19 protein-coding genes and 1 tRNA gene are annotated in these 26887 nt (G+C 30.3%); 4 read left to right on the forward strand and 16 right to left on the reverse strand.

Features of this window, described 5'->3' with window-relative positions; translation table 11 throughout:
- The first annotated feature begins 121 nt into the window (after nucleotides 1–121).
- Nucleotides 122–937, forward strand: a complete 816-nt coding sequence (locus tag GQS57_RS11160; RefSeq protein ID WP_165732935.1) for a 5'-nucleotidase, lipoprotein e(P4) family — start codon at nucleotides 122–124, stop codon at nucleotides 935–937.
- Nucleotides 938–993: 56 nt separating this feature from the next.
- Here the strand turns inward: GQS57_RS11160 and GQS57_RS11165 are convergent, their stop codons facing one another.
- Nucleotides 994–1767 carry an RNA polymerase sigma factor gene (locus GQS57_RS11165; protein ID WP_165732936.1) on the reverse strand — a complete coding sequence of 258 codons (774 nt, stop codon included), beginning with the start codon at nucleotides 1765–1767 and terminating at the stop codon, nucleotides 994–996.
- Between the two features lie 236 nt (nucleotides 1768–2003).
- Here GQS57_RS11165 and GQS57_RS11170 point away from each other — a divergent pair, with 236 nt between their 5' ends.
- On the forward strand, nucleotides 2004–2450 hold the full coding sequence (locus GQS57_RS11170; protein WP_165732937.1) for a KTSC domain-containing protein: 447 nt from the start codon (nucleotides 2004–2006) through the stop codon (nucleotides 2448–2450).
- 72 nt (nucleotides 2451–2522) lie between these two features.
- On the opposite strand, the gene GQS57_RS11175 is transcribed toward GQS57_RS11170, so the two are convergent.
- The 5 genes from GQS57_RS11175 to GQS57_RS11195 form a co-directional block, all read right to left on the reverse strand.
- Nucleotides 2523–3101, reverse strand: coding sequence for a YceI family protein (locus tag GQS57_RS11175; RefSeq protein WP_165732938.1), 579 nt, complete (start codon nucleotides 3099–3101; stop codon nucleotides 2523–2525).
- A gap of 114 nt (nucleotides 3102–3215) precedes the next feature.
- Complete coding sequence (locus tag GQS57_RS11180; protein WP_165732939.1) at nucleotides 3216–4514, reverse strand: hypothetical protein; 1299 nt, start codon at nucleotides 4512–4514, stop codon at nucleotides 3216–3218.
- A gap of 53 nt (nucleotides 4515–4567) precedes the next feature.
- Nucleotides 4568–5152, reverse strand: a complete 585-nt coding sequence (locus tag GQS57_RS11185; RefSeq protein WP_240915466.1) for a YceI family protein — start codon at nucleotides 5150–5152, stop codon at nucleotides 4568–4570.
- A gap of 149 nt (nucleotides 5153–5301) precedes the next feature.
- On the reverse strand, nucleotides 5302–6249 hold the full coding sequence (gene trxB / locus GQS57_RS11190) for a thioredoxin-disulfide reductase (RefSeq protein ID WP_165732940.1): 948 nt from the start codon (nucleotides 6247–6249) through the stop codon (nucleotides 5302–5304).
- 108 nt (nucleotides 6250–6357) lie between these two features.
- Entirely contained in the window at nucleotides 6358–7440 is a 1083-nt protein-coding gene (locus GQS57_RS11195; protein ID WP_165732941.1) for a PQQ-dependent sugar dehydrogenase, read from the reverse strand.
- A gap of 82 nt (nucleotides 7441–7522) precedes the next feature.
- On the opposite strand from GQS57_RS11195, the gene GQS57_RS11200 reads away from it, so the two are divergent.
- Nucleotides 7523–7597, forward strand: a tRNA-Pro gene (locus GQS57_RS11200).
- 282 nt (nucleotides 7598–7879) lie between these two features.
- Nucleotides 7880–8392: a hypothetical protein gene (locus tag GQS57_RS11205; RefSeq protein WP_165732942.1), complete on the forward strand. Its 513-nt coding sequence runs from the start codon at nucleotides 7880–7882 to the stop codon at nucleotides 8390–8392.
- 330 nt (nucleotides 8393–8722) lie between these two features.
- On the opposite strand, the gene GQS57_RS11210 is transcribed toward GQS57_RS11205, so the two are convergent.
- From GQS57_RS11210 to GQS57_RS11255, 10 genes are all read right to left on the reverse strand, one after another.
- Entirely contained in the window at nucleotides 8723–10300 is a 1578-nt protein-coding gene (locus tag GQS57_RS11210) for a RagB/SusD family nutrient uptake outer membrane protein (protein WP_165732943.1), read from the reverse strand.
- Between the two features lie 12 nt (nucleotides 10301–10312).
- The gene (locus tag GQS57_RS11215) at nucleotides 10313–13372 is read right to left on the reverse strand and encodes a TonB-dependent receptor (RefSeq protein WP_165732944.1); all 3060 of its coding nucleotides are present in this window, start codon (nucleotides 13370–13372) and stop codon (nucleotides 10313–10315) included.
- Between the two features lie 499 nt (nucleotides 13373–13871).
- Nucleotides 13872–14696 (reverse strand): aspartate/glutamate racemase family protein, encoded by an 825-nt coding sequence (locus GQS57_RS11220; protein WP_165732945.1) that lies wholly within the window; start codon nucleotides 14694–14696, stop codon nucleotides 13872–13874.
- A 10-nt stretch (nucleotides 14697–14706) separates the two neighbouring features.
- Nucleotides 14707–16269: a sulfatase gene (locus GQS57_RS11225; protein WP_165732946.1), complete on the reverse strand. Its 1563-nt coding sequence runs from the start codon at nucleotides 16267–16269 to the stop codon at nucleotides 14707–14709.
- 3 nt (nucleotides 16270–16272) lie between these two features.
- The gene (locus GQS57_RS11230; protein WP_165732947.1) at nucleotides 16273–17856 is read right to left on the reverse strand and encodes a sulfatase; all 1584 of its coding nucleotides are present in this window, start codon (nucleotides 17854–17856) and stop codon (nucleotides 16273–16275) included.
- Nucleotides 17857–17995: 139 nt separating this feature from the next.
- Nucleotides 17996–19435 carry a SusD/RagB family nutrient-binding outer membrane lipoprotein gene (locus GQS57_RS11235; protein WP_165732948.1) on the reverse strand — a complete coding sequence of 480 codons (1440 nt, stop codon included), beginning with the start codon at nucleotides 19433–19435 and terminating at the stop codon, nucleotides 17996–17998.
- Between the two features lie 11 nt (nucleotides 19436–19446).
- Complete coding sequence (locus tag GQS57_RS11240) at nucleotides 19447–22605, reverse strand: SusC/RagA family TonB-linked outer membrane protein (RefSeq protein ID WP_165732949.1); 3159 nt, start codon at nucleotides 22603–22605, stop codon at nucleotides 19447–19449.
- A 466-nt stretch (nucleotides 22606–23071) separates the two neighbouring features.
- A complete protein-coding gene (locus tag GQS57_RS11245; protein ID WP_165732950.1) occupies nucleotides 23072–24508 on the reverse strand; it encodes a tetratricopeptide repeat protein in 1437 nt (478 codons plus the stop codon).
- A 51-nt stretch (nucleotides 24509–24559) separates the two neighbouring features.
- Entirely contained in the window at nucleotides 24560–25450 is an 891-nt protein-coding gene (locus tag GQS57_RS11250; RefSeq protein ID WP_165732951.1) for a hypothetical protein, read from the reverse strand.
- A 331-nt stretch (nucleotides 25451–25781) separates the two neighbouring features.
- Entirely contained in the window at nucleotides 25782–26876 is a 1095-nt protein-coding gene (locus tag GQS57_RS11255) for a formylglycine-generating enzyme family protein (RefSeq protein ID WP_165732952.1), read from the reverse strand.
- Between the last annotated feature and the right edge of the window lie 11 nt (nucleotides 26877–26887).

The raw sequence follows: 26887 nt of genomic DNA on the forward strand, positions 1-26887 counted from the left end.
AGTTGTTTGTTGTAAAAACCATCATTTTTAATGATGGTTTTTTTATACCCTAAACATTCATAGAATAATTAAAATTATATTAATTTTGAAGTACTTTAGTATTTATAAAACATAATTAATAATGAAAAATAAAATATTTTTTTCTCTTTTTACAGCATTCATCTTTTTAGGATGTAAAACTCAGATCACTACCATTAAACAACAAACTATAAATAATACTCCTACTAAAGAGCATACCATACAATCTTTATTATGGGTTCAAAATGCTGCAGAATACAAAGCGTTAACTTACCAAGCTTATAATTTAGCACAACTTAGATTAGATCAAATTCTTGCCAATAATGATTCTGAAAAGCCAATAGCTATTGTTACAGATATAGACGAAACTCTTTTAGACAACAGTCCGTATTCTGGTAAACAAATTGAGTTAGATGAAAACTATACATCAGAAAGATGGGCAGAATGGGTAGCACAGAAAAAAGCGAATGCAATACCAGGAGCACTCTCTTTTTTTAAGTATGCTAAAAGTAAAAATGTTACTATTTTTTATATTTCTAATAGATCTGCAGATCAAACAGCAGAAACTATTGAAAACTTAAAGCAAAAAGGTTTTCCTTTTGCCGATGAAACTCATGTACTTTTAAAAACAAACAGTAGCGAAAAAGGAACTAGAAGAAGTGTTGTTACCAAAACACATGAAATTGTATTACTATTGGGTGATAATTTATCTGACTTTTCATCAATATTCGAAAATAGTACTACTGATAAGAGAAATAAAAATACAGATAGTTTGTATACTTCTTTTGGTAATAAATATATTGTTTTACCAAATCCAATGTATGGAGATTGGGAAACAAAAGGTATTTATGAAGGAAACTATAATTGGACAAACGCTCAAAAAGATTCTATTCGTCATAAAAAAACCACTTCTTATTAAATTGATAATTTAATCAATCATATAAAAAGTGATTTAAGAACCCCCGTTTTAAAACATTAATCAGATACAGAATATCTATTAAACAAACTTCTTTGTATTGCTCTTTTAGCATCACTTAGAAGTTTTTCTATTTCTGGAATTGACTTTTTCTGTATTTCTGCAATTTCCTCTATTTTTAATTTTTGATTTGTAAATAAATAGAAAACAATACGCATCGCAGCAGGCATATTATGTAACACTAACTCTATATGTGCATTCACTTTATCTTCGCCTAATTGCGTATCTAATTTTTCTATCAATTCCTTCTCATCATCTTCTACAAATACATGGTCTAAGCTATATTCGTTATCTGTATAAGTAACATCATCTATTTCTTCTAACAGCAATAAGTCTCCCTCTCCGTCTATGCTAAATTCTTCTTGCATTTCATCCCAATCTGGTTTAGAATAATCATCAATGTTTTTGAAAAACAATTCATTAAACTCTTCCTCAACAATAACGTCTTCTAATAAATCATTCGTTTTTTTATACAACCATAAATAGAAATCACCTTCACTTTCTACTTCGTCAATAGTATCGTAAATAGTAATAAAAAGTTGATCTATAATATCATCTGCTTTATATTTCTTCTTAGAAAAGTGACCTTTTTTTATCGCTGTATTCAATCTTTGATTTACATACTTTCTAATTTCAGGTAAAATTTTTAAAACCAACTGATTAAAATCGATTTGTTTTTCTTCCTTTTTTAATTTTACTAAACTTGAAAATGATTTCGTTACAAACAGACGAAATTCGGTTTTGGTTTCGAAATAAGAAATGCTCGTTTTCATAATAAAATACTTTAAAGATATCTCTAAAGGTGCGAAAGAAAACCTGGTAATAAAATGATAAAAATCAGTTAACTATCAACTTTAACAATTAAAAAAAACTATTTTAGAGAGCGCTAAATTTGTTCTAATTAAATGAAATTAAATTTTTAAAAACGCTCTTTATAATTTAATAAACTTTTATTGCATTACAATCCATTTAATATCAGTACTTTTGCACGCAATTTGAAAACACACGAATGAAACGTATTAAAGAATATAAAAAACTTTTTAAAGTAGAAGGTCCTATAGATTTAAAAGATTTAAAGAAAGCTTATAGAGGTTTAGTAAAGGAATGGCATCCAGATAAATTTACTGATGACGCTAAAAAGGAGGAAGCAGATCTTATGAGTACTCAAATTATAGATGGGTATCATTTCTTAGTAAGTATAGCTCCAGAAACTAAAGCAGCTAATTTAGATGCTTATAAAACAACTATTACAGAGTTTCAAGTTGCAGACTGGCATCACAAAAGTATGTTATTAGAAGTAACTTTTACAGATGGTAATAAATACGAATACTTTGGTGTTAGTAAAATACTTTTTGGAAAATTTGTAAATGCGAAATCAATGAACAACTTTGGTAAAAGAAATATTTTCAACTCTTTTACTTACAGAAAATCTATGAAAGCTTCTGTAACTGTTTAAAGACTTTTATTATAAAAACAAAAAAAGAGATTGCTATTTGCAATCTCTTTTTTTTTGTAATACAGATAAAACTTACTTCTGATTTAAAACTAAGTTAAAATTAATATTTATCATTTCTGAAACTACAATTAAACCTAACATTTTCTTTGGTGGTTTAATATTAAAATCTTCTATATTTAGATCTAAATTACCTTTAACTAAAAACGCATCATCCTCTTCTATAGTTACCGGAACGTTGTACATTTTAGAAACCCCAGCAATTGTCATTTCTACAGAAGCCTCAGTAAACGTTTCTTTTTCTACAAGTTCTTTTAAATTTAGTAAAATTTGAGGAAACTCATCTGATTTCAATAACTTAGAAAAATCTTTATTCATTACTTTATTTCCACAATCAAAACCAGAGTTTTGCAACTCTAAAATTGCCTTTTTAAAATAAATCTTATCACCTACTTTTTTAAAAGTTAATGGAATTTTTTTATCAACTTCATAAAAATTAAAATCACAATTAAACTTATTTACATTCGTAAAACCTAAAATCTCTAATTCACTTTCAGGTTCTACTTCAATAATTGTACTGTTATTAAATACATTTATTGTAGTAAAAGAAAATAAGATTAATGAAATTAAAATTAAAGGAATATAATTTTTCATAGTTTTATTCTTTCTGTTTATGCTAACTTCTTTAAATAAACAAACCCCCTATTTTTTAAAAAATTATAAGAGGTTTGTTAAATTATTAATACAAATATTTACGATGTAGTATCCTTAAAAACTAATTGCTGCTTCTAAAATTACTCCATTAAATTTACCTTGTTCTAAAGTACTTGTTGCTCCAAAGCCTTCATATTTTTGATTAACATACTCCATTTTCATTAAAATATTGTTTGTCATATACCAACCAGCAACTAATTGAGATCTTTTAATTTCAATATCTCCATATGTCATATCTTCTGCATCTACCATATTATAACGACCACCAATATACAAGTTTTCATTTTTACCAAATCTATAAATAAGCTCTCCAGCAAGCTGATTTGCCGTTCTGTCTTCTAATTCTGATGTTGCTTTACCTGTAGCAGTTTCTACTGTTCCAAAAAACTCTAATCCTTTATACTTAATAAATGGGTTGAACATAATTGCAGAAATACTATTTTTTAAATTAGGATTATATCTACCAGATCTAAAGTCATCTGAAGCAGCATCTGCAGCAATCATTACACCGTAATATCTAGAACCTGCTCTATCTGCAGCATATAAGTAAGAATTTGGTACATAACCTGTGTTGTACATAGATCCTGTAATTCTTATTCTTAAATCATTATTAATTTGTTTGTCGTATCCTAATTTAGCTAAAAAAGAAGCTCCTCCCGAACGACCTTCTTCATAAGTTCCGTCCAGTAATGTTTCTTCTGTTTTCTCTACAGACTGATTTAATTTACCATTGGTAACACCTACCATTCCAATAAAACCATTCTTTCTAACAAGAACCTCTGCTCCTACTTCTGTTGTATAAGAATCCATTATTAAATTACCTACAAAAGGGTTGTGCAAAGATTGTGCGTTATCTGTTCTTCTAAAGTGAGCATCACCATAATTATTTTCCATATGACCTACTTTTATCGTAGTATATTTCATAAAATCTTCCATGAAACCTTCTTTAATGAAATCTAATTTATTTACTTGTAAATAACCACCTTTTACATATGTTTCATGATGATGACGAGAAGACAAGAAAGTACGTAAATGCATACTAACACCATCATATAAAGCAACATCTATGTCTAAATTTGCAGTTGCTAAATTAAAATTAGCTCCAATTGGTTGTAATCTTACACTTCCAGAGTTTTCATGACTTATTCCTTGGTATTGTAGTGCAAAAGACCCGCCTAATCTTACTTTAAGTCCATCAAAATTAGAATCTAATGTTTTTGGTGCCTCAAATACATTAACCCCTCTTTTATCTGTGTATCTATAATTATCTAAATCTCTCTTACTCTGAGCTGAAACCCCTATACTTCCTAAAATTAAAGCTGCTACTAACGTTTTTTGAAAAATTTTTCTCATTGCTTTTGAATTTGAATTGAATTGAATTGAATTGAATTGAATTTGAATTTGAATTATTTTAAAATTGTATTGAATTTGATTGTTACCTCATCACCTGTTTTAATAGTACCTAGTAATGCTGTAGGAGGAGAAACTTTGTAGTCCGTCATTTTTAGTGATTTTTCTCCAACAAGTTTTACCGTTCCTTCATTAATATTTAAATTAAAATCTAATGAAATTCTTTTAGTAACTCCTGCTATCTTTAAATCTCCCTTTGTTTTTACCTTGAAATTCCCATCTTTTAAATCTGTAATTTCTTCTGTACTTACAAGTTGAAATTCAATCGTTTTATAATTTTTGGTATCTAAAGCTTTATAAGTGTTTTTATCCATTCCGTTTTTTCCACTCTTTAAACTTTCTACTTCAACTGTAAAATTTAGTTTTTTAATTTGAAGTTCATTTGCAGTTTCTAAAGAGATAACTCCAGATTGGTTTTCTGTTTCAATTTCCCAATCATGAATATTTGAAGTCCCATAAACTAATAATGAAGAATTTTGAGTATTTACTGAAAACTCTTGAGCATTAAGCTTAATTGATGTACATAAAAAAATAGCAAACATTCCTAAAATCACTACGTTTAATCTTTTCTGATAAATCATATTTCTATCGTTTTTTAATTATGATGCAAACATAAATTATTAAGGAAATTCTATATATGAGGAATATCATCCTTGTAAAAAACAAAAGAGAGGCTACATAAATGTAGCCTCTCTTTTAAAAAAAATGTATTTCGTATTGTAATTCTTCTCTATTCTAGAGCACCTAAATAACGCTCTGCATCTAAAGCTGCCATGCAACCTGTACCTGCGGCAGTTACTGCTTGTCTGTATTCTTTATCTTGAATATCTCCAGCAGCAAATACTCCTGGTAAATTTGTTTTTGTAGATTTCCCTTTGGTAATTAAATACCCAGTTTCATCCATATCTAAAACACCTTTAAATAAGTCTGAATTAGGTTTATGACCAATTGCAATAAAAACTCCAGTAACTGCAATATCCGTAGTTTCCTTTGTTTGATTGTTAATTGCTCTTACCCCCTCTACAACATTAGAACCTAAAACCTCATCTATTTCTGTGTTGTATAAAACTTCAATATTTTTAGTTTTATTAACTCTATGCTGCATCGCTTTAGAAGCTCTCATAAAATCTTTACGGACTAAAATAGTAACCTTACTACAAATATTAGATAAATATGTAGCCTCTTCTGCTGCAGTATCTCCTGCACCAACAACAACTACATCTTGTCCTTTATAGAAAAAACCATCACAAGTAGCACAAGCCGAAACTCCACCACCAATTAAACGCTGCTCACTCTCTATACCTAAATATTTTGCAGTAGCTCCAGTAGAAATAATGATAGTTTCTGCTTCAATATGTTTAGACTCGTCCACAATAACTTTATGAATTCCGCCCTCTTTATCACTTAATTCTACACTAGTTACCAAACCAAAACGAACTTCTGTACCAAAACGTTCTGCTTGTTTTTGTAAATCTGTCATCATTGCAGTACCATCTGTACCTTCTGGATATCCCGGAAAATTATCAACTTCGGTTGTAGTTGTCAATTGTCCTCCCATTTGCATTCCTGTATACATTACAGGTTTCATGTCTGCTCTAGCTGCATATATTGCTGCGGTATAACCGGCAGGACCAGAACCAATAATTAAACATTTTATTTTTTCTATTGTATCTGACATTTTAAATTTATTTGATTATGGATAACAAAAATATTCTTTTTTATTCCTTTATAGCACGATTGTTTATAAGTTTTAACAATGGAAAAATAAGTTTATAAAATTAAAATATTATTCTGGAAGTAACTTAATAATCCCTAAATTTTCTACACCAACATATATAAAACCATCTAAACCTTGTACAATAGAGCGAACTCTACCTATATCTTTTAGCATTTTAACTTCTTTAAAAACTTTATCTCCTTTCAAAATACATCTTGTTAAATACTGAAACTTTAAAGACCCAACTAATAAATTACCTTTCCAGCTACCATATATATCACTGTTGATAAAAGCCATACCACTTGGTGCAATAGAAGGTGTCCAATAATAAATAGGGTTTTCCATATTCGGCAAAGAAGTATTGTCAGTAAACTTAGTACCACTATAATTAACACCATAGCTTACTTTTGGCCAACCGTAATTCTTACCAATTTTAATAATATTTATTTCATCTCCTCCTTTTGGACCATGTTCGTGAGACCAAATTTCTTTTGTTTCTGGATTCACTTCCATCCCTTGTGGGTTTCTATGTCCATAACTATAAATTGCTTTTTTTGCATTATTAACATTTACAAAAGGATTGTCTTTTGGGATAGTACCATCATCATTTAACCGATATATTTTTCCGCCATCTTTTGTAATATCTTGCGGATACTCATCTCTATTACCTCTATCTCCTACACTAAAATAAACATGGTTTTCCTCATCAAAAGTTATTCTAGAACCAAAATGCTGTCCTCTAGTAGAATTAGGACTTGCTTTATATAAAACCTCTTTATCTATTAATTGGTTGTTTTTTAATTTTGCTCTCATTAAAGAGGTATTCCCTCCACTCCTTTTTCCTTCGGATGATGCATAGGTAAAGTAAATCCAATTATTATTTGGATAATTAGGATGCAGTTCAATATCTAAAAATCCCCCCTGACCTCTCAGGTAAATTTCTGGAACACCTTTTACTTCTGTTTTTACTCCATCTTTAAAATGAATTAACTTTCCTTCTTTTTCTGTAATTAACATAGCGTTATCAGGTAAAAAAGTAAAACCCCACGGATTTGTTAAATCAGTCACAATTAACTCATACTCTTTACTTTGAGAAAACCCAAATACAATAAAACTAAAATAGACGAAAAATATTAAAATAGATTGTTTCATTTTTTTGAAAATAAAATTAAATTTTCATTAAATATATAAATATTATTCTATATTTGCACTCGCAAATTGATGTATCAATTTTCGGGGTGTAGCGTAGCCCGGTCATCGCGCCTCGTTTGGGACGAGGAGGTCGCAGGTTCGAATCCTGCCACCCCGACAAAAAGCAGAATATTTTAAAAAATATTCTGCTTTTTTATTTTACAAAAACTACGAATCAAGTCGAAAATTGGATGAAGTCTATAAGTTGTGGAAATTACAACTTCTTACAAAAATCGCCCTCTCAGTTTAAGAAATTTCATCAACAAAGAATACGACTTACAAACTTAAGTTGGCATTACAGTAATTTAAATATTTTTCTAAATCTTTCTTAAAAAAATAACATATATCATATTTGGCATTTATTTTTATACTTATTTTTGCTGCCTAAATAAAAATAATTTTGAAAAAAGCCATTTTAATAATCGTATTTACTTTTATTAGTTTTATTACTACCGCACAAGAGCACCACTTTAAACACTTTAGAATCAGCCCCGTATTAAGTCATACATATATTCCCACCTCTACATCCGATGGAAATAAAACCGTTATTGTACCTACTATTGGATTGGATTTAGAGTATTGGATTAATGAAAAATGGGGACTGGGTTTACACAATGATTTAGAACTTGAAACTTTTGAAATAGAAAAAGAACATGAACTTTTTGTTGAAAAGGAGTACCCTGTAGTTTTAACTTTAGATGCACTTTATAAATTTCACGAAAATTGGGTTTTAGTACTAGGTACAGGTGTTGAGTTGGAAAAACAAGAGAATCTTTTTATTGTAAGAACAGGCCTGGAATATGAAATAGAATTTGGAAATCATTGGGATGTTTCTCCTACTGTTTTATACGATTATCGTGCAAACGATTTAGGTACTTGGGCCATAGGAATTGGTATTGGAAAACGATTTTAATTTTCAGTAAAAAACAATATTAAAATATCAAAAATAAACATTTACAACTTTTATTTATCTCTATAAAAGGTTCATTATATTTCTTTTATCAATTACTTTAAAGGATTTTATACTTTTTGTCTAAAGATCATTGTTTAACTATCTATCTGTAGAACAAATAAAATACCATTTAAAAAATTAAGAGACAAATATTTCCACGAAAAAAAGAGGCCGTCTAAAAGAAATAAACCCTGTCACACAGAAGTTTAACCTTCATAAGAATCTGAAATAAATTCAGAATGACAAAAATTCACTTTCTAAACAACCTCTTTACTAAAAACTTCTTACATCCTAACGGTAACCGTTATTAGTAGGGTCTGATGTTAATAAATTAGCATTCAAAATTATTTGTGCTTGTGGTATTGGTAATAACACATGGTACGGCTGAATATTAGCCCCTGGATTATTCCAATTTCTATGCTCTGTAGATTTAACCACATCTAATAAAATTCCCCATCTAATTAAATCCATTTTTCTATGTCCTTCTGCAGAAAGTTCAAACTTTCTTTCATCATACATTGCTTCTCTAAAAGATGTTTGAGACATACCACTCCAAGGTTGGTCTGGTTCAAAAGCTCTTTTACGAACTTCGTTTACATAAGAATATGCAGTTCCTGGACCATTTAATTCATTTTCTGCCTCAGCAGCCATTAAATAAATATCAGCTAAACGGAAAACAATATAATTTTCATGATGATTTCCTCTTAAAGAATTCACTTGATCTAAGTTCCAATTTTTTCTGAAGTATGGAAACGCAAGCTCAAAACCTAAATACTCGGTTACTACAGTTGCATCATAACGCAAATCTCCATCTTGCCAGTTATTTTTATCTGCTAATTCAGGTAAAGGCACAGACCATCCGTAACCTTGCATATCTTCTTCTTGCTCTAACATTACACTCTGAAAATACTCCCATCTTTTCATTTGAGTTCCATTTGCTTTCAAAACTGGCGCACCAAATTCATCAACAGCATTATCATTTCTATTAGATGGCTCATCTCTAATACGAGGATTATAATCATCTGTTCTTGTAGTTGTAACCTCATCCGATTTAAAATCGATGATAAAAATATGCTCGTTATTTATAGAATTCGCAGGATCTAATTGATTAAAAACATCTGCATAATTTGGTAATAAAGTATGTGGTGAATTATTTATAATCTCATCACAAGCATTTTTAGACAATAACCACTCTTTATCAAATAAATGAAATTTTGCTTTTAATGCATAGGCAGCCCACTTTGTTGCTCTTCCTAAATCTGAACCAGAATATGTAGATGGCAATAAACTTACTGCTCTTTCTAAATCTGCTTTCATATCCGTTCTTATTAAATCCTTATCATAACGCCCCAACTCTCCCGCTTCAATAGGGTTTAACATTTCTCTAAAATAAGGAACGTCTCCCCATAAATTTGTTAAATGATAAAAAGCCAAAGCTCTTAAAAACAACAACTCTCCAACGGCTTGATCTCTATTAGCTTCCGTAAGTTTTTCATTACCATCAATATTTGCTAAGAATTCTGTGGTACCATTTACTACCTCATATAACTGAGACCATACACCGTTTCCGTCTGCTACACCCTCTGCAATTAGATAATTATGAATAGATCCATTCACATTTCTGTTAGGTCCAACAACATCTGCTCCATGTGTATAATAATCATCTAAACCTCTTTGAGCATATAAATTATTATTATGATAGATTCTATAAATTCCGTTTACAGCTAATTCTGCCTCTTTGTCATTATTGAAAAAATTTCCAGGTGTAATAGCATCTCTTAAATCTTCTTGCAGAAAATTATCACAAGAAATTAAAGCAAATAAACCTAGCAAGACTAGAACTACTTTATTTTTTAATATATTTTTCATTTTATTATTTTTTTAAAATTCCATTTTTAATCCTAATGTAACAGATTTAGCATAAGGGTAAGTACCCGAAGCAAAACCCTGAGATACTGAACCTAACCCACTACTAGCACTAAAATTACTTGTTTCTGGATCTCCTAATTTAAATTTAGATAATAAAAATAAGTTAGTACCTGTTACATAAACATTAAAAGCGCTTAATGTATTTTCTAATCCTATTTTTTCTAATGGAAGATTATAATTTAAAGTAGCTGTTTTTAATCGTAAAAATGAACCATCCTCTATATTAACAGTACTATTTGGGTTGAATAAACTTGTAGAAGCACCTGCTCTAGGTATATCTGAAGTTTCATTTACTCCTTCTTGCCAACGGTTTAATACTCTAGAATCTAAATTCTGCTCTCCCCTTCCGTAATAAGATGCCTGTGTTCTTATATTGAAGATGTCATTACCATATTGACCTTGAAAAAAGACATCTAAAGAAAGACCTTTATAAGTAAATGTATTTCTGAAACCTCCATAAAAATCTGGTTCTGGACTACCAATTATAACAGCATCTTCATCATTCCAAGTAGGGTTATCATCTAAATTTTCAAATCTAGGACCACCAATAAAAGACATTCCCTTTCTACCATCTGCAATTATCTCATCTTCATTTTTATAAGTCCCTAAGTATTTAAGTCCAATAAAAACTGGCATTGACTCACCAACAATAAGTCTCGCAGAAGTACCACCTTGGTTACCTGTAGATTGTAAATCTAAATAATCTCTACCATCTAACTCTAAAACTTTACTTTTGTTTGTAGATATTGTTAATGTCGAATTCCAAGAAAAATCCTTTTTCTCCACATTAATGGTGTTTAATGAAAATTCAAAACCTTGATTTTCTACAGAACCTACATTTTGCAACTGAGTACCACCTCCTGCTTGTGCAGATAAAGCTTTAGCTAAAAGTAAATCTTCTGTAGTTTTTAAATAATAATCTGCTTCAAAAGAAATTCTATCCTTTAAAAGACTAACTTCAAAACCAAGATCTAGTTGTTTTGTAGTTTCCCATGTTAATCCCTCACTTGGCACAGAACCTAATTGAACACCATTAACAACATTGTCGTTAAAAATATTGATAGTGTTATTATAGGTTGCAATAGAATTATAAGAATTTACTCCTTGTTCACCTACAATACCATAACTACCTCTAACTTTTAATTTATCAATTACATCTACATCTTCTAAAAAAGCCTCATCACTTACATTCCAAGCAAGACCTACAGATGGAAAAAACGCATATTTACTTCCCTCTTCAAAAACAGAAGATCCATCATATCTACCAACTAAGGTTAAAAGGTATTTACTTTTGTAGCCATAATCTACCCTACCTAAAAAAGAAGCTAATGTTCTTTGACCATATCCAGAATTTGCATAATAAAGCGTTGCATCACCTAAAGCTAGATTATTAAACAATACGGCATCATTTGGAAAACCATCTGCCTGAGAAACGGTACTTTCATTCGTATCCTTTTGCCATGTAAATCCTCCTAACAACTTAACAGAATGATTTTCTAAACCTAAATCATAGGTAAACGTATTTTCATTCAAAATACTTTTCCCATAATTTGTTGCTATATTAGCATAACCAGTTCCTGCTTTGGAAATCTGTCTATCTGGTAATGCTCCCGGAAGATAATCGTTATATTTTGTATGTGTAATTTCTGCTCCAAAAGTAGACTTCAATTTAAAGTTCTCAAACAACTCATACTCAACATAAGCATTTGTAATAAGCTTTGTAACTAAATCATGATCTACTCTTAGATTTGCATCTGCTACAGGATTTCTTTCTGTCCCAGAACTTATTGGGTTAACCCCAGTATAGTCTCCATTTTCATCATAAACGGTTCTAATTGGCAGCACATTTGAAACAATTTGAGAATAATTAACTTTATTATTTTCTTTTTTATAATGTGTTGCATTTAAACGAATACCTGTTTTAAATTTATCTGAAAGCCTTACATCTAAATTTGTTCTAAAAGTAACTCTTTCTAAACCAGAGCCTTTTAAAATTCCTTCTTGATCAAAATGATTGATAGAGATATAATAATTAGAATTTTCTGAATTCCCCATTATAGATAAATCTGTATTTCTAACATACCCTGTCTGAGCTGCAAGATCTAACCAATCTGTAGTTTCAATTTCTCCTGGCTCATCAAACAATAAAGGTAAAGTAGGGTCTGTCCCTCCAAAACCATTATTTAAGTTCGGGTTAAATTGCCCTGCCTCATTAATATAATTTACATAATCTTCTCCGTTTAAAAGATCAATCTCATTTGCTACTTGCTGAACACTATAATAATGATTTAGACTAATTCTTGGTTTTCCTTTTGAAATTTCTGTACCATTTTTAGTCGTTACTAAAATAACTCCAGAAGCACCTCTTGTTCCATAAATAGACAATGCAGTAGCATCCTTTAGAACATCTACAGATTTAATATCATTTACATTTAAAGTATTTAAGTTAAAATCTGTACCCACAATAAATCCGTCTATAACATACAGAGGATTATTATTTCCATTGATAGAACTATTACCTCTAATTCTAATTGTAGAACCGGAGCCTGGGTCTCCACTATTAGATGTTACAGAAACTCCTGTTGCTCTACCTTGTAATGCTTGGTCTAATCTTGCAACTGGCTGGTTCTCTAAAACATCTGCCTTTACAGAAGAAACAGAAGAAACTAAATCTTTCTTTGTAGTAGAACCATATCCTATTATTACTATTTCATTTAATTGTTGCGCATCTTCTTTTAAGACAATATCTATTACGTTTTGACCCGCAACCACAACTTCTTGATTTACAAAACCTACAAATGAGAATTGTAAAATTTCACCTTTAGAAACTTTAATAGAATACTTTCCTTCAAAATCGGAATTTGTACCTCTATCTGTCCCTTTTACCAAGATATTAACTCCTGGAAGAGTTAAACTTGTTTCGTCTGATATTGTACCTGTAATTGTTGTTTGAGCCGTTAAAGACATAAAACTACAAAACAGAAACAACAAAGCACTTAGTTTTAATTTCATTGATTTAATAATTAGTTTATAATTTGGTTTTACCATTACAACGAACGGTTACTTCAAACCTATTAATTATTTAAATTCAGAAATTCTCAAAAACAGGGTAGTATTGTTGCAATTACCCAACAATTAACATAAAGTTCTAAATAATTAGTAATTTAAGTTTATAAAAAAGATGATATTACTAAAATTAGTATTACTTTATAGAAGCCCTTTTACCCATAGATAATACTTAAAAAGCACGCATTACTAATAATAATTGAAAAAAACATAGTGCTTATTTTTACTAAAAAAAAAGAGAAGTAATCGATAGGGTATTAAAACTTATAATATGTAGTTTTCTATTAAGATAGAATGTAGAAATTTATATTCATTTTATTTAACAAGAATACGTTTTTAATAAAAAAAATATTAATAAAATATATTGCCCTATATTTTTCCGTAAAGCACGAAATAATATAGGGCAAATTATAGAAACCAAAATTGTATTACAATTTAAAAGGCATTAATTACCTAAAATAAAATCTACGGCAGCCATAGAATGAATTTCTGTTGTATCAAAAATTGGAATTTCTAAATCTTCATCAAAAATCATTAAAGGAAATTCTGTACAACCTAAAACAACTCCTTCTGCGCCTCTATCTACCAAACCTTTAATAACATTAAGCACATAGGTTTTAGAAGCAGGCTTAACCACGCCATACGTAAGTTCTTCTTCAATAATTCTTTGCAACTCAATAAGTACTTCCTTTTCTTCTGGCACTAAAACATTTATTCCGTTATCAGCGATTCTTTTGGTTATAAAATCACCTTCCATTGTATAAATTGTACCTAAAAAACCAACACTCTTCACTTCTTTTTTTAGAATAGCTTTTGCCGTAGCATCACCAATATGAATAATAGGAAAATCTAATTGACTTTGGACAATATCAAATACTTTATGGGGTGTATTTGCACAAAACATTACAGCCTCTGCTCCTCCTTTACGTAAACTTAATGCACCATCAGTTAACATTCCTGCAATCGAATCCCATTTATCTATTTTCTGAAATCTATGAATTTCTGCTTGATTTAAGGTATAAACTAATAAGGGCGGATTTGTATTATTGCCATAATAATCATTAATAGATTGATTAATTGCAGCATAATACTCTACTGTTGAGTGCCACGACGTACCACCTAAAAGCCCAAGTGTATTCATATCTTTAACTGTTGTTTTTTTTTGATTTAATTGAAAACTACTGTCTACTAATTTTTGTTTGTTATTATCTTTTGAATTATCGCATGAAAGATGCATTATAATCATAAAACAATATAGAAAATTTTTCATATTTGATTTGTTATAAAATAAAACCTTTGGTTAATGATTTTGATAATTCCAATATTAACTCTTTATTTTCTGAAACATCAGCTATATTACTATTTTCTTGCGGATCTGTTTTATGATCAAAAAGTTCTCTGGTTATAAAGTCTCCTTTTGTTTTTTGTTTTGGATTCCACTTATACCATTCTACATAACGATATCGATCTGTTCTTACAGTATACCCCATTCGTTCTGTTTTTCTATCTTCTTTAGATCCGTATCTACCTAATAGAAACTGACTATAAGCGGCTTCTTTTACAATAATATTCGGGTTTTCTAAAATTGGTTTTAAACTTTCACCTTGTAAATATTTTGGTATTTCAAACCCCGTCATGTCACAAAGAGTAGGATAAACATCTACAAACTCAGTTAATGATTGCGTCATTTCTCCTTTGCTTTTTACGCCTTTACCACTTATTATTAAAGGTGCTCTAGTATCAATTTCGTAATTAGTTTGTTTTGCCCAACCATTATGTTCTCCTAACTTCCATCCATGATCTCCCCATAAAACAACAATCGTATTTTCTGCCAATCCAGATTTCTCAAGTTCATCCATTAAACGACCTATTTGAGCATCAACGTAAGTTACACAAGCGTAATAAGCATGTATTAATTCCCTTTGTTCTGCTTCAGATAATGAACCTTCCGCAGGTTTTGGTAAATCGTGTTTATCTGCATAACCTCTAAGTTCCACATCGCCATGCATAGCAAATTCGGGGCTATTTTTAGGAGGGAATTGATTTTTAGCTAACGGAATATCTTCCGAATTATACATATCCCAATATTTTTTTGGAGCTGTAAAAGGCAAATGCGGTTTATAAAAACCTACAGATAAAAAGAAAGGTTTATCTGTTTTTTTTAGCTCACGCATCTTTTTTATTGCCATGGTAGTTTGCGCACCATCGTAATAATCATCATCACCTACATCTGCCATTTCAATAGATTTGGCTTTCGTGTAAATAAACCCGTATTTATCAAATTTATGCTTTCCTTTTTTTACAAGTTTAAGCTCTTTCTCTTTTTGAATTATTAAGTTATCTTGATTGACATAAACCGCATCTGGATCGAAAGGAAAACCATCCACATGCAAATACTCATTCCAAGCAATAGAATCTTGCAATGTATTATGAAACGTTTTTCCTAAACCAACAGTATGATAGCCGTTATTCTTAAAAAATTGTGGTAAAGAAACAATATCAGGCATAGCATCTCTAAAATGTGTTTTTAAATCCCAAATTTGTGTAGAATCTGGTCTTAAACCCGTTAATAAACTAGTTCTAGAAGCTGTACAAACAGCTTGTTGGCAATATGCACGATTAAAAACCATACCATTACTAGCCAATTTATCTATGTTGGGAGATTTTACAACTGCATTACCATAAGCCCCCAAATCTGTTCTAAGATCATCTACTGGAATAAAAAGAATATTTGGTCTAGTTTGCTTTTTAACCTCAGCCTTCTTTTCAACTGTATTTTGGCACGAACTTAAAACAAGTACCACCAAAATAAATAACGAAATCTGTAATTTAATTTTTATCATAATTTAATTTATATTTTTAGGCAAAGCCCCTTTCCATCCTTTTGATAATTGAACAGATAAACTTTTTATTATTTCAGTTTTATCAGAAATTCCTGCAACATTTTCTGTTTCGTTAGGATCTACAAAATGGTCATACAATTCTGTAGCTGCAAAAGCTCCTTTTTCTTTTTTTACATTATCCCAATGATACCACTCTATATAATGGTATTGTTTTGTTTGCATTGAATACCCCATATATTCTTGCCCATCTTTAGATACTCTTGGTCTTCTTCTAAACTGAGTAAAAACAGCATCTTTCCATTCTAAATCCGGATTTTCAAAAACAGGAACTAAACTTGTTCCTTGTAAATAATCTGCCTTATCAACACCTGTTAAATCACATAATGTTGGAAATATATCTACTAATTCCGAAAGAGCCTTTATCTGTTTTCCTTCTTGTTGATTTGCACCTTTTATAATTAAAGGTACATGTGTATCTATATAAAAGTTCGTCATTTTACCCCAACCGTTATGATCTCCTAATTTCCAACCATGATCTCCCCAAAGAACAATTACTGTATTTTCATACAAACCACGTTCTTTTAATCCTGCTACCAATTTACCTACACAAGCATCCACAAAACTTACACTTGCATAATACCCCCTTTTTAAAGAATCTGCATATTTTTCTGGTAAAGGTTCATCTTCTGGACGACCAATTTTGGTTGGGTTTGTATATGCTCGTAATTCGTAATTTGCATTTGCAGACATTACTGGTGCATTTTTTGGTAACTTCGGATTTGCTGCAGGAGAAACTGATCCGGCTGAATATAGATCCCAATATTTTTTTGGAGCTACAAATGGTAAATGTGGCCTATAAAAACCTAGGCCTAAGAAAAATGGTTCTTTTTTATCTTTAATTCTATCTAGGGTTTTTAAAGCCAATGTTGTTTGCATTGCATCATAGTATAAAGAGTCTGGTTCATCAGCTAACTCTATAGCCGGTCCACGATTCCAACCATCACCATATAAGTTTTTCCCTTTTTTCTTAGCTACATAAATCTTTCTTTTTGCAATTTGATCTTTCTTTGATGCTTCTGTATAATAATATGTTTCTGCATCTCTCTTCACATATTCTTTAGTGTTATATGGATAAGGTCTAAGATCTGGCTCATCCCAAGAAATAGAATCTGGCATATAATTATGAAAAATTTTACCAATATTTACGGTATAATATCCTGCTTTATTAAAATATTGAGGCATTGTTACTGCATCAGGGTTTATCTCTCTAAACTTATCTCCCAAGTGCCAAACTCTTGTAGAATCTGGCCTGTAGCCTAACATTGCACTTGCTCTTGAAGGTGCGCAAACTGCTGATTGAGAATGTGTGTTTAGCATTACCATAGAATTGGCTGATAACGCATCTATATTTGGTGTCTTTATTTCTTTATTTCCATAAGAACCAAGATCAGCTCTTAAATCGTCTATGGATAAAAAAATGATATTTGGTTTTTGTACTGTTTTTTGATCTTTTTGGGGATTATTTTTTTGGGAACAAGAAGTAAAAAACACCAAAAGCACAGGTATAAATAGTTTTAAAATTTTCATCTATTATTATGTATTATTTTATTTTAATATTCTACTAATAAAGATAGTTAAGCTAGTATTTTAAATATTATTTTTTACTAAAAACAATAGTTTAAAAATACTAGCTTATTATCAATAAAAAGAGGATAATTAATAATCCTTATTTTTCATACCACATAGGATCCTCAATAGTTACTCCTGTAGGTATATTTATATTTGCTGCAGATTCATCTCTAGGATATGTATATCTTCTAATAAAATCTGTTGCGCTAGAATTAGTAGGGATAGTAAAGTCTACAGACTTTGTTCGTTTCCATTGGTTCCATGCTTCTATTCCATTACCAAATAATGAAATATAATGTTGATCATTAATGTAATCTAAAGCCTCTTCTTTTGTTAAAGTAGACAAGTCGGGAAAACTAGCTAAATAAGTATCCTTATCTGTTTGTAGAATCTCTCCTGTCGATCCATCATAATAACCTAAAGCAAGTGTAATACCTTCTAAGAACCATGTATTAGCCTGCGACAAACCACCAGATACATAGCCGTTAGCAGCAGCATCGGCTAATAAGAACTTAGTTTCCGAAGCTGTAAAATACCTATCAGGTGAGTCTGCTTTAACCATATTATCTGTATTTATTTTTGAAACAGACGCAACACCAGTATTACCTTGATAGATACCAGCATAAATATTATTTCTATTCAGCTCAAAATAGGTTGCTCTTCTTGGGTCATTTAAAGCATTCATAAGATCTACAAGGGGTCTTCCTGCATACCAACTTTTATTTACTCCTGCCCAATTAGTTGTTAAAAATCTATACAAATGATTTTCATTACCAATTTCATTACTATATATTAAATTTGCTTCTTGCTCGTTGGTTAGTATTAACGGGCTATTTACTAAAGCCTGAAGTTCACTAGAAACTTCTTGAGGTTTTACATTAGCCATAAACATGAGCATTTTAAATTTTAAAGAATATGCCCAACGAATCCATGCTTCTTTATCACCTTCAAAAATTAAATCAGTAACAATATCAGAATCTACATCTTGTTCTAAAATTGCAATAGCCTCATCCATTAAATCTATAACCCCTTCCATTACAACTTCCTGAGAATCAAATTCAGGATATGGATACTCTGCTGGATTTCCACCTTGAGTAAATGGAACTTCTCCCCATATTTGGGTTAAATTAGAATAAATAAAGCCTTCTAATATTTTTGCTTGCGCAATAATATACACATTCTTTGGATTATCTCTTTCGACTAATAATTCTACTAAAGATAGATTTTTTATACAGGTTGTGTACCAAATTGTCCATGCATTATTTAAAGAAGCAGTACCAAGTGTATATCTACTTCTGCTTAACCATGTACCAGAACTACCAGCCCATTGTTGCGCGTGCATATTAGAACCTGCCAATTCAATAACTCTTTGCGAAGACATATTAGCTATTACTTCTGGAAACAAAAGAGAAGGTGTAACCGATGTTGCAGCTAAAGGATCTTCATTAATATCTGTTATGCCATCACATCCGCTTAAACAGAAGACAACAAGGGATAGTAAAAACAAATACGTGGGTTTTATAATTATTTTTTTCATCTTTTTTATTTTTAAAATTTAACTTTAACACTTAAACCAATACTACTTGTAGAAGGTAAACCATTGTATTCAATACCTCCTCCATTACTACTAGATCCAAATAAATTAGTTTCTGGATCTATATGTGGTATACTTGTATTAAAAATAGCTAGATTCCTTCCTTGTAAACTCAACGATAAGGCTGTAAAAGGTATATTTTGAAGTTGTTTTTTATTAAATGAATAAGACAAACCTAACTCTCTCCATTTTATATAAGTCGCATCAAAGGTGTTACTTTCATGAATCGTAGAGGATGAATAACTATTCCAATACTGTTGTACACTTGGAATTGCTATGGTGTTTTCAGAATAAGTTCCATCACCATTATCTACAAAGGTATTAGGGTCTACAAAAAGCGTTTCTCTATCTGTAGCTGTTTCGGCAGCTAAACCACTTGTTCTAAGTGTTCCTACCGTTTGTGAATATAAAATACCACCTTGTTTCCAATCAAATGTTGTTGATAATCTCCAGCCTTTATAACTAAATACAGAAGTAAGTCCCATTGTAAAATCTGGTGTTATATTTCCTAAACGACCATTATCTCCTTCAAATCGCAGACCATTACTATTTACTAATATTTGATCTTCTATCGTGTTACCATCACCATCTACCGCTCGTGCAAATCTATTACCATAAAGGCCTATAGATTTACCTTCTTCTGCAGCTACTACTAAACCACCAAAAGAAGAAGCTAAAGTATATTGTTCTAAATCTCCTAAATCCTCAATAATAGTTTCATTGGTTGAAAAATTAGCATCTAAATTCCATTTAAACTTTTCTGAACGAATTACTTTTAGTCCTAATTCTAACTCAAAACCTGTATTAGATATTTCTCCTAAATTAGTCCAAGCTGTACTATAACCTGTGGAAGCAGGTGTAGATAGCGGTATAATTTGATCGGTAGTAGTGTTTTTATAATAAGTAGCATCTATTTTAATTCTGTTTTTAAAAAAACCTAATTCAATACCTATTTCTTTGTTTAATTGATTTTCTGGTTTTAAATCTGCATTTGGTAAAGAATTTGGTCCAGAATATGCAATTTGACCATTAAATGGAAATGTACCTGCAGTATTAAATTGTCCATAATAAGAAGTTTGTGGATAATACAAATAATCTAATTGATATGGAGTTGTATCACCTCCAACATTTGCCCAATTTGTTCTTAATTTACCATAACTTAAAATACTTTTATCAATATTAAAAGCATCGCTAAAAACAAAACTTAATGCTACAGATGGGTAAAAATAACTATTACCATTTACAGGTAAAGTAGAAGACCAATCGTTTCGAGCGGTAGCATTTAAAGTAAGCCATTTTTTATATGTCATTGTAAAATCTCCAAAAGCTCCAAAAATTTGTTTTAAAGAATAATTCTTTGCTGGGCTATTTGACGCTACGTTACCAGGGCTAAAAAGTTCTGGTATAGAAAGTGATGTACCAAGATTACCATTTTGTTCATATTCTCTTTCGTTCCATTGTACACCAGACATTAAGGTAACATCAAAATCCCCAAAAGAATTATCATAAGTTGCCAAATAATCTAAAGTTAATTGTTTCCTGCTAATATAATTATCTTTATAATTACCATCAAGATACCCCAAAGTACCAACGTGATTACTTCTAAAATGCTTTGTATTGTAAGAATCATAACCTACTCTACCTAACATTGTAAGATGTTCTACAGGAGTATAGTCAAAGCTTACATTTCCAAAAAAACGTTCTGTATCACTGGTTCTATGATTTTCATTAACTATCCAATATGGGTTATTAGTATCCTCATCAATAGGAGATAATTGTGTAACTCCATCATCAGCAATCCAAGGCTTTAAAACTTCAATATTAGTAATTCTTGGTAATCTATTTATTATACTAGTTAATACATTAGGGTCGTTTGCTCCTTTTGACACAGCTCCTTCAATACCCGTATTAATATAATTTATACTAAATCTAGATTTTAATTTATTAGAAAGTTGAGAACCCGAATTAAGCCCTAAATTTAATTTATTAAGCAATGAACCAGGCAATATACCTTTAACTGAAGTATGAGAACTACTAAGACGATAATCATTCTTTCCATCGTTAGATGCTCCTGAAACAGCAAAATTATGAGAAACGGTTGAACCTAGGTTATAAAAATCTTTTTGAATATCTGGATTCGCTTGAAAAGTTTGTGCATTCCCTGCCAAGTCGGTATATGGTGTACCACTAGAAATAGCGGGTCCCCAACCTTTAGAAGCAGATTGCACAGTATCACCATCATCTTCATTATAAATACCCTGGTTTCCAGGTCCATACGTGTTTTGAAAATCTGGAAGCAATAGAGGTGAATCAAACCTAATAGTTGAACTGTAAGTAATAGTTGCTTTTCCATCTCCTTTTCCTTTTTTAGTAGTTACAACGATAACACCATTTGAAGCTCTTGATCCATATAACGCTGCTGCAGAAGCACCTTTTAAAACCGTTAAACTCTCTATATCGTCCGGATTAATATCCTGAGCTCTATTTCCATAATCTATAGACCCTGTTGTTCTAGAATCTGAAAAGTCATTAGCATCAGATATAGGTACACCGTCAACTACCCACAATGGCTGATTATTTCCACTTATTCGAGTAAGTCCTCTAATCGTAATTTTTGTAGAAGAACCTACACCTCCACCTTGACCAGTAATTTGAACTCCAGATATTTTTCCTTGTAATGCTTGAACAACATCGGTTTCTCTTGCCTCTTCAAAATCGGCAGATTTTACAGTACTTACTGCATAACCTAATGTTTTTTCAGCACGTTCAATCCCCATTGCTGTCACTACAATTTCATCCAAAGACTCTTCATCTTCTTGCATAATTACATTAATTAATGAAGAATTTTGAATCAACTTTTTTTCTGACTTCATTCCTAAATAAGAAAAAATCAATACTTTACCAATACTTGCCTTAATAGAATAGTTTCCGTCAAAATCTGTTTGCGTACCTGTTTTAGTTCCTTCTATTAAAACTGTTACACCCAATACTGGCATACCAGATTCATCCATTACTTTTCCTGAAATAACACCCTCTTGAGAGAACGTTTGTTGTAATGTAATGAATTGAATTACGAGAAATAAAATAAATAACTTTGTAATTTTTGTTTTCATATATAAATTGGTTTTAGTGAAATTTATTTTCTCTAAACTTTAATATCTTATCAGCTTTAACACCAATAAAACACCAAAGAGTACAACGTAAAAAAACAATAAAAAACCTCTAAAAGACTAGAATAGAGGGTTACACTTGTACTACACTCCAAGTGTTTTAGGGACTTTTACGAAAAACAAAAAAAAAGTATGATATATTAATAAAATGTAAATTTCATCTCTTTAAATACCGAATTTAACAACTCGTCTAAAAAGACTATTGCAAGGATATAAACATAAAAAGAAGATTAATAAACACTTTTTGCTTAAGTTCATTTAAAAATGAAAGAGAGATTCTAAAACTAGAAATTGATAAAAATTAAATGCAAAAAGTATTTACATATTAGAAATCAAAAAAAAAGTAAAAAGTGAATTTTTAGTAAAATGATAAAAGAGGATAAGAATGCTCTTTTAAAAAAAATACAACTTATAGGTTTTTAAGCCACGTATAAATATTTATATTTTCTGGAATGTTTAATTTTTTACGAAGTCTGTACTTTTTCGTTTGCACTGTTTTTGGCTGAACATTCGTATAACTTGCAATATCTTTTGAAGAAAAATTAAGCCAAACCATGGCACACAAAGTTAATTCTGTATTTACTAGTTTAGGGTTATTCTCTAACAACTTCTCGCAAACATTTGGATATACTTCTTGAAAACGAACTAAAAAAGAAGAATCATTTTTTTTAGCTAACAAAATAACCTCATCAAAAGCAACATTTAATTTTTGCTTTAATTTTTTACTTTCAATATTCTTCTGGTTAATAATTTGCTCTTTTTCTTCAATTATTTTACGTCTCTTTTTTCTATAATTATAAACAATAAAAAGAACAACACTTAAAAAAAACGTTATAACTACTACAATAAGAGAATTGTATTTTTTTTCTTTTTTTTGATATTCCTTTTCTTGATCACTCAAGAAATTACCAATAACAACATCTATATTTTGATTATACCTTGCATTAATGCTGTCTGTAATTTTAGTATAACTTATAAGATATTTATGTGAATTATCTTCATCATTTAATTGCGAGTAAGTTTCAGAAATTAATTTATGAGACAATTTAACCTCTTCTATTTTCTTTATTTTTTTATAAATATTTAACGATTCCTTATATAAAACAATTGCTTTTTTATAATTTCCAATCGCTTTATTAAAATTAGCATCTGCATGTATAACAGTAGCTTTATAATATTCTGTAATATTATTATCGCCTAATATTAATACCTTACTTTTATCTAGGTATACTTTTGCTGAGTCAATATTTACATTTTCTTTTAAATAGTAATTTGCAACAACAGCATATTTAAAAGGATTTTCTTTAATTTTAATTGCTTTATGGAGGTAAACTAGCGTAGAATCCGTTTCGTATTGCGTATCTAAAAAAGCATCTGCCTTATTAATATACAAAAAAGACAGTAAATTCTGATCATATGATTTTAAATTTTTACAAATCTCAATACTTTTATCAAAACATTCAACAGCTTTTTTATTGATTTTTAATGCAGAGTAATTTCTACCATAGTTTGCTAAAACCCTTATTTTTAAATTATCATAGCCATCATCAAAAACGATATTATTTGCTAAATCTAAATATCTTAAACTTTCTAGATTCTCCCCAAAATTACATAAAACACTAGCAATTCTAATATAACCTAAAGCAATAGTTTCTTCATCATTATTTTTTTTAGCTTTTTCAACCAGCTTCATATTAAGTAACAGAACCTCTTCAAATAAACCTTTTCTTATTAAAGAAAACTCATACTCTTTAGATAATTTATCTATTGGTTTTTGCTCTTGAGCAAAAACCAATACAGATGAAATAACAAAAAAAAAGAATACCTTAAGATACTTATATTGCATTAAATAATATTTTCTATCTTTTTGCAAAAAAATTAAAATTATAAAGAATTATTAATTTGCCTTTCCTAACAATTCAATCCATTGATCAACATAATTAGTATTTCTAATACCATTAGAGTGTGCTTTTCTTCCTTTAGGAAAAGCTAAATCAAAAGCATAAATCTGATTCTCAGGAATTTTCATAGCCACATAACTCTCTTTAATTACTTTTGCCGCAGGTTCCTTTGCATGATAAGTTCCATACCAAAGGTTGGCAGGTGTTACACTTTTTGCAGCATACCAATCTGCTATTTTATTTTTAGCAGAATAATCCCAACCACCAGAAAAATCGATAACTCTAGCAACTAAATGTTCTTTTGCTATAAAAGCAGCCATTCCTCCTCCTTGAGATTGACCCGAAACAGCTATTTCACTCCATTTTGGTTTACCATCTTCTAAATAAGTATCCCAATTACCAGCTTTATCTGTTTTAGAAAGATAAATTAATAACTTAGTAAGCCTATTTACTATTGCGTCTTGAGGCTCATCATCTATTAATGAAAAGTCGTTATCACCATAAATACGCTGCTGTCTAAATTCTGATGTACATTTAGAATTGTCTGCTAAGTTTTCACCTTTACAAATTTGAGCCACAGCAGGTCTATTAATGTAAGATATATTAATAACATGATACCCTTGAGATACAGCTGTTGCAAAAAATCTTTTAGGACCATTTAGAGCTATACCTCCAGTTCCTGGCATAAAAAACAACAGTTTCCCTTGTTTTGCATCTGGGTTATAAACAACTAAATGAGGAGAATTTGATTCTTTAATAAGAGAATCTGTACTAGAAGGTTTAACTTCTAATACTTTATATTCTTTAGGGAACCCTGAAGAAGATTGAGCAAATGTAAAATTATAGCTAAGAAAAATAAAAGCTAGGGGTATTAAAAAGAACTTCATTATTTATTAATTTTAAATTAAATTTTAAATAGTTAAACAGGTTTTACTTTCTCTAAAAGATTTCATTTTTAATAAGATTTCCATCAAATTATAAATATGCGTTTTTACTAACAAAAACACATAATAAGGAGAATTTATTTAACGAATTAATTAATTCATTAAATTTTCTTTAGTAATTTTCCGTAAATATAGATAAAAATTACATTATCTATAATCTATTTTAATCTTTATTATAGAAACTTAGTCGGAATAATATTTTATAATGATTGTAAACAAAAAAAACTCCCTTTTATCAAAAAAAAGGAGTTTTAATCAATTTATAAATATTTTATTATTCTGCCAACATGTCTTTAGTAGCAACTGTTCTAAAACCAATATGATCTGAACCAGAATTAGGCTCCATACCCATTTTTGCTGAAATTCTAAAACTAGCACAATAAGATGCATGACATAAAAAAGAACCACCTTTCATAACATATTCAATTTGATACGGATTACTTGGTGTATACGATTTTTCTGCCCCTGTAGGGTTTGTTAAAACCACAGAAGGATCTAAAGTTTCATAATATTTTACATTAAATAAGTCTGAAGTCATTTCCCAAACATTACCAGCCATATCATACAAACCAATATTATTTGCAGGATAAGATCGTACAGGAGAGATATAATCAAACCCATCTTCAGAAATATTTTCTGTTGGAAATTTACCTTGCCATGTATTCGCATTTGCATCTAAATCTTCTGCTTTATTTCCCCAAGTAAAAATATTATCTTCAAATTTACCTTGTGCAGCAGATTCCCATTCCGCTTCAGTAGGCAACCTTCTATTAGCCCATTTGCAATATGCCAAAGCATCTTCTTGCGCAACATGTACAACCGGAAAATTATCTTGCCCTTGAATAGAACTACCTGGACCTTCTGGCTGCTTCCAATTTGCACCAATTTGCCACTTCCACCACTGTCCGTAATTCGCCATAGAAACAACTCCTTTAGCATGTTTATTAAAAATTAAACTTCCGGGTTGTAAAATTGAATCTGCAGGTTTTTCTGTTCCTGCAGGTAAATCTTTTTTTATTTCCTCCCAATCTATTGGTCTTTCTGCAACAGTAACATATTTAGTAGCCACTACAAACTCTCTAAATTGTTTATTTGTTACTTCATTCGCATCAATAAAAAAACCATCTATCGCTACTTTATGAGCAGGTTTTTCTCGCGGCATTGCATATTGGTCTCCCTCTTTTGCTCCCATTAAAAAAGTCTTGGTAGAAACCCACACCATACCTTCTGGCGCTTTAACCTCTTGGGTTAAAACCTCACTTTCTACGGTTGCTTTTTTATCTTTTTCTGATTGTTTTTTATCACAACTACTAAAAAGAGTTGTTGATAATAGTACGGTAATTAATACTGTTTTCAAATTAAAATTCATCAATAATAAAT

Origin of the sequence: Polaribacter sp. 20A6 (assembly GCF_011378915.1) — a bacterium.
GTDB lineage: Bacteria > Bacteroidota > Bacteroidia > Flavobacteriales > Flavobacteriaceae > Polaribacter > Polaribacter sejongensis.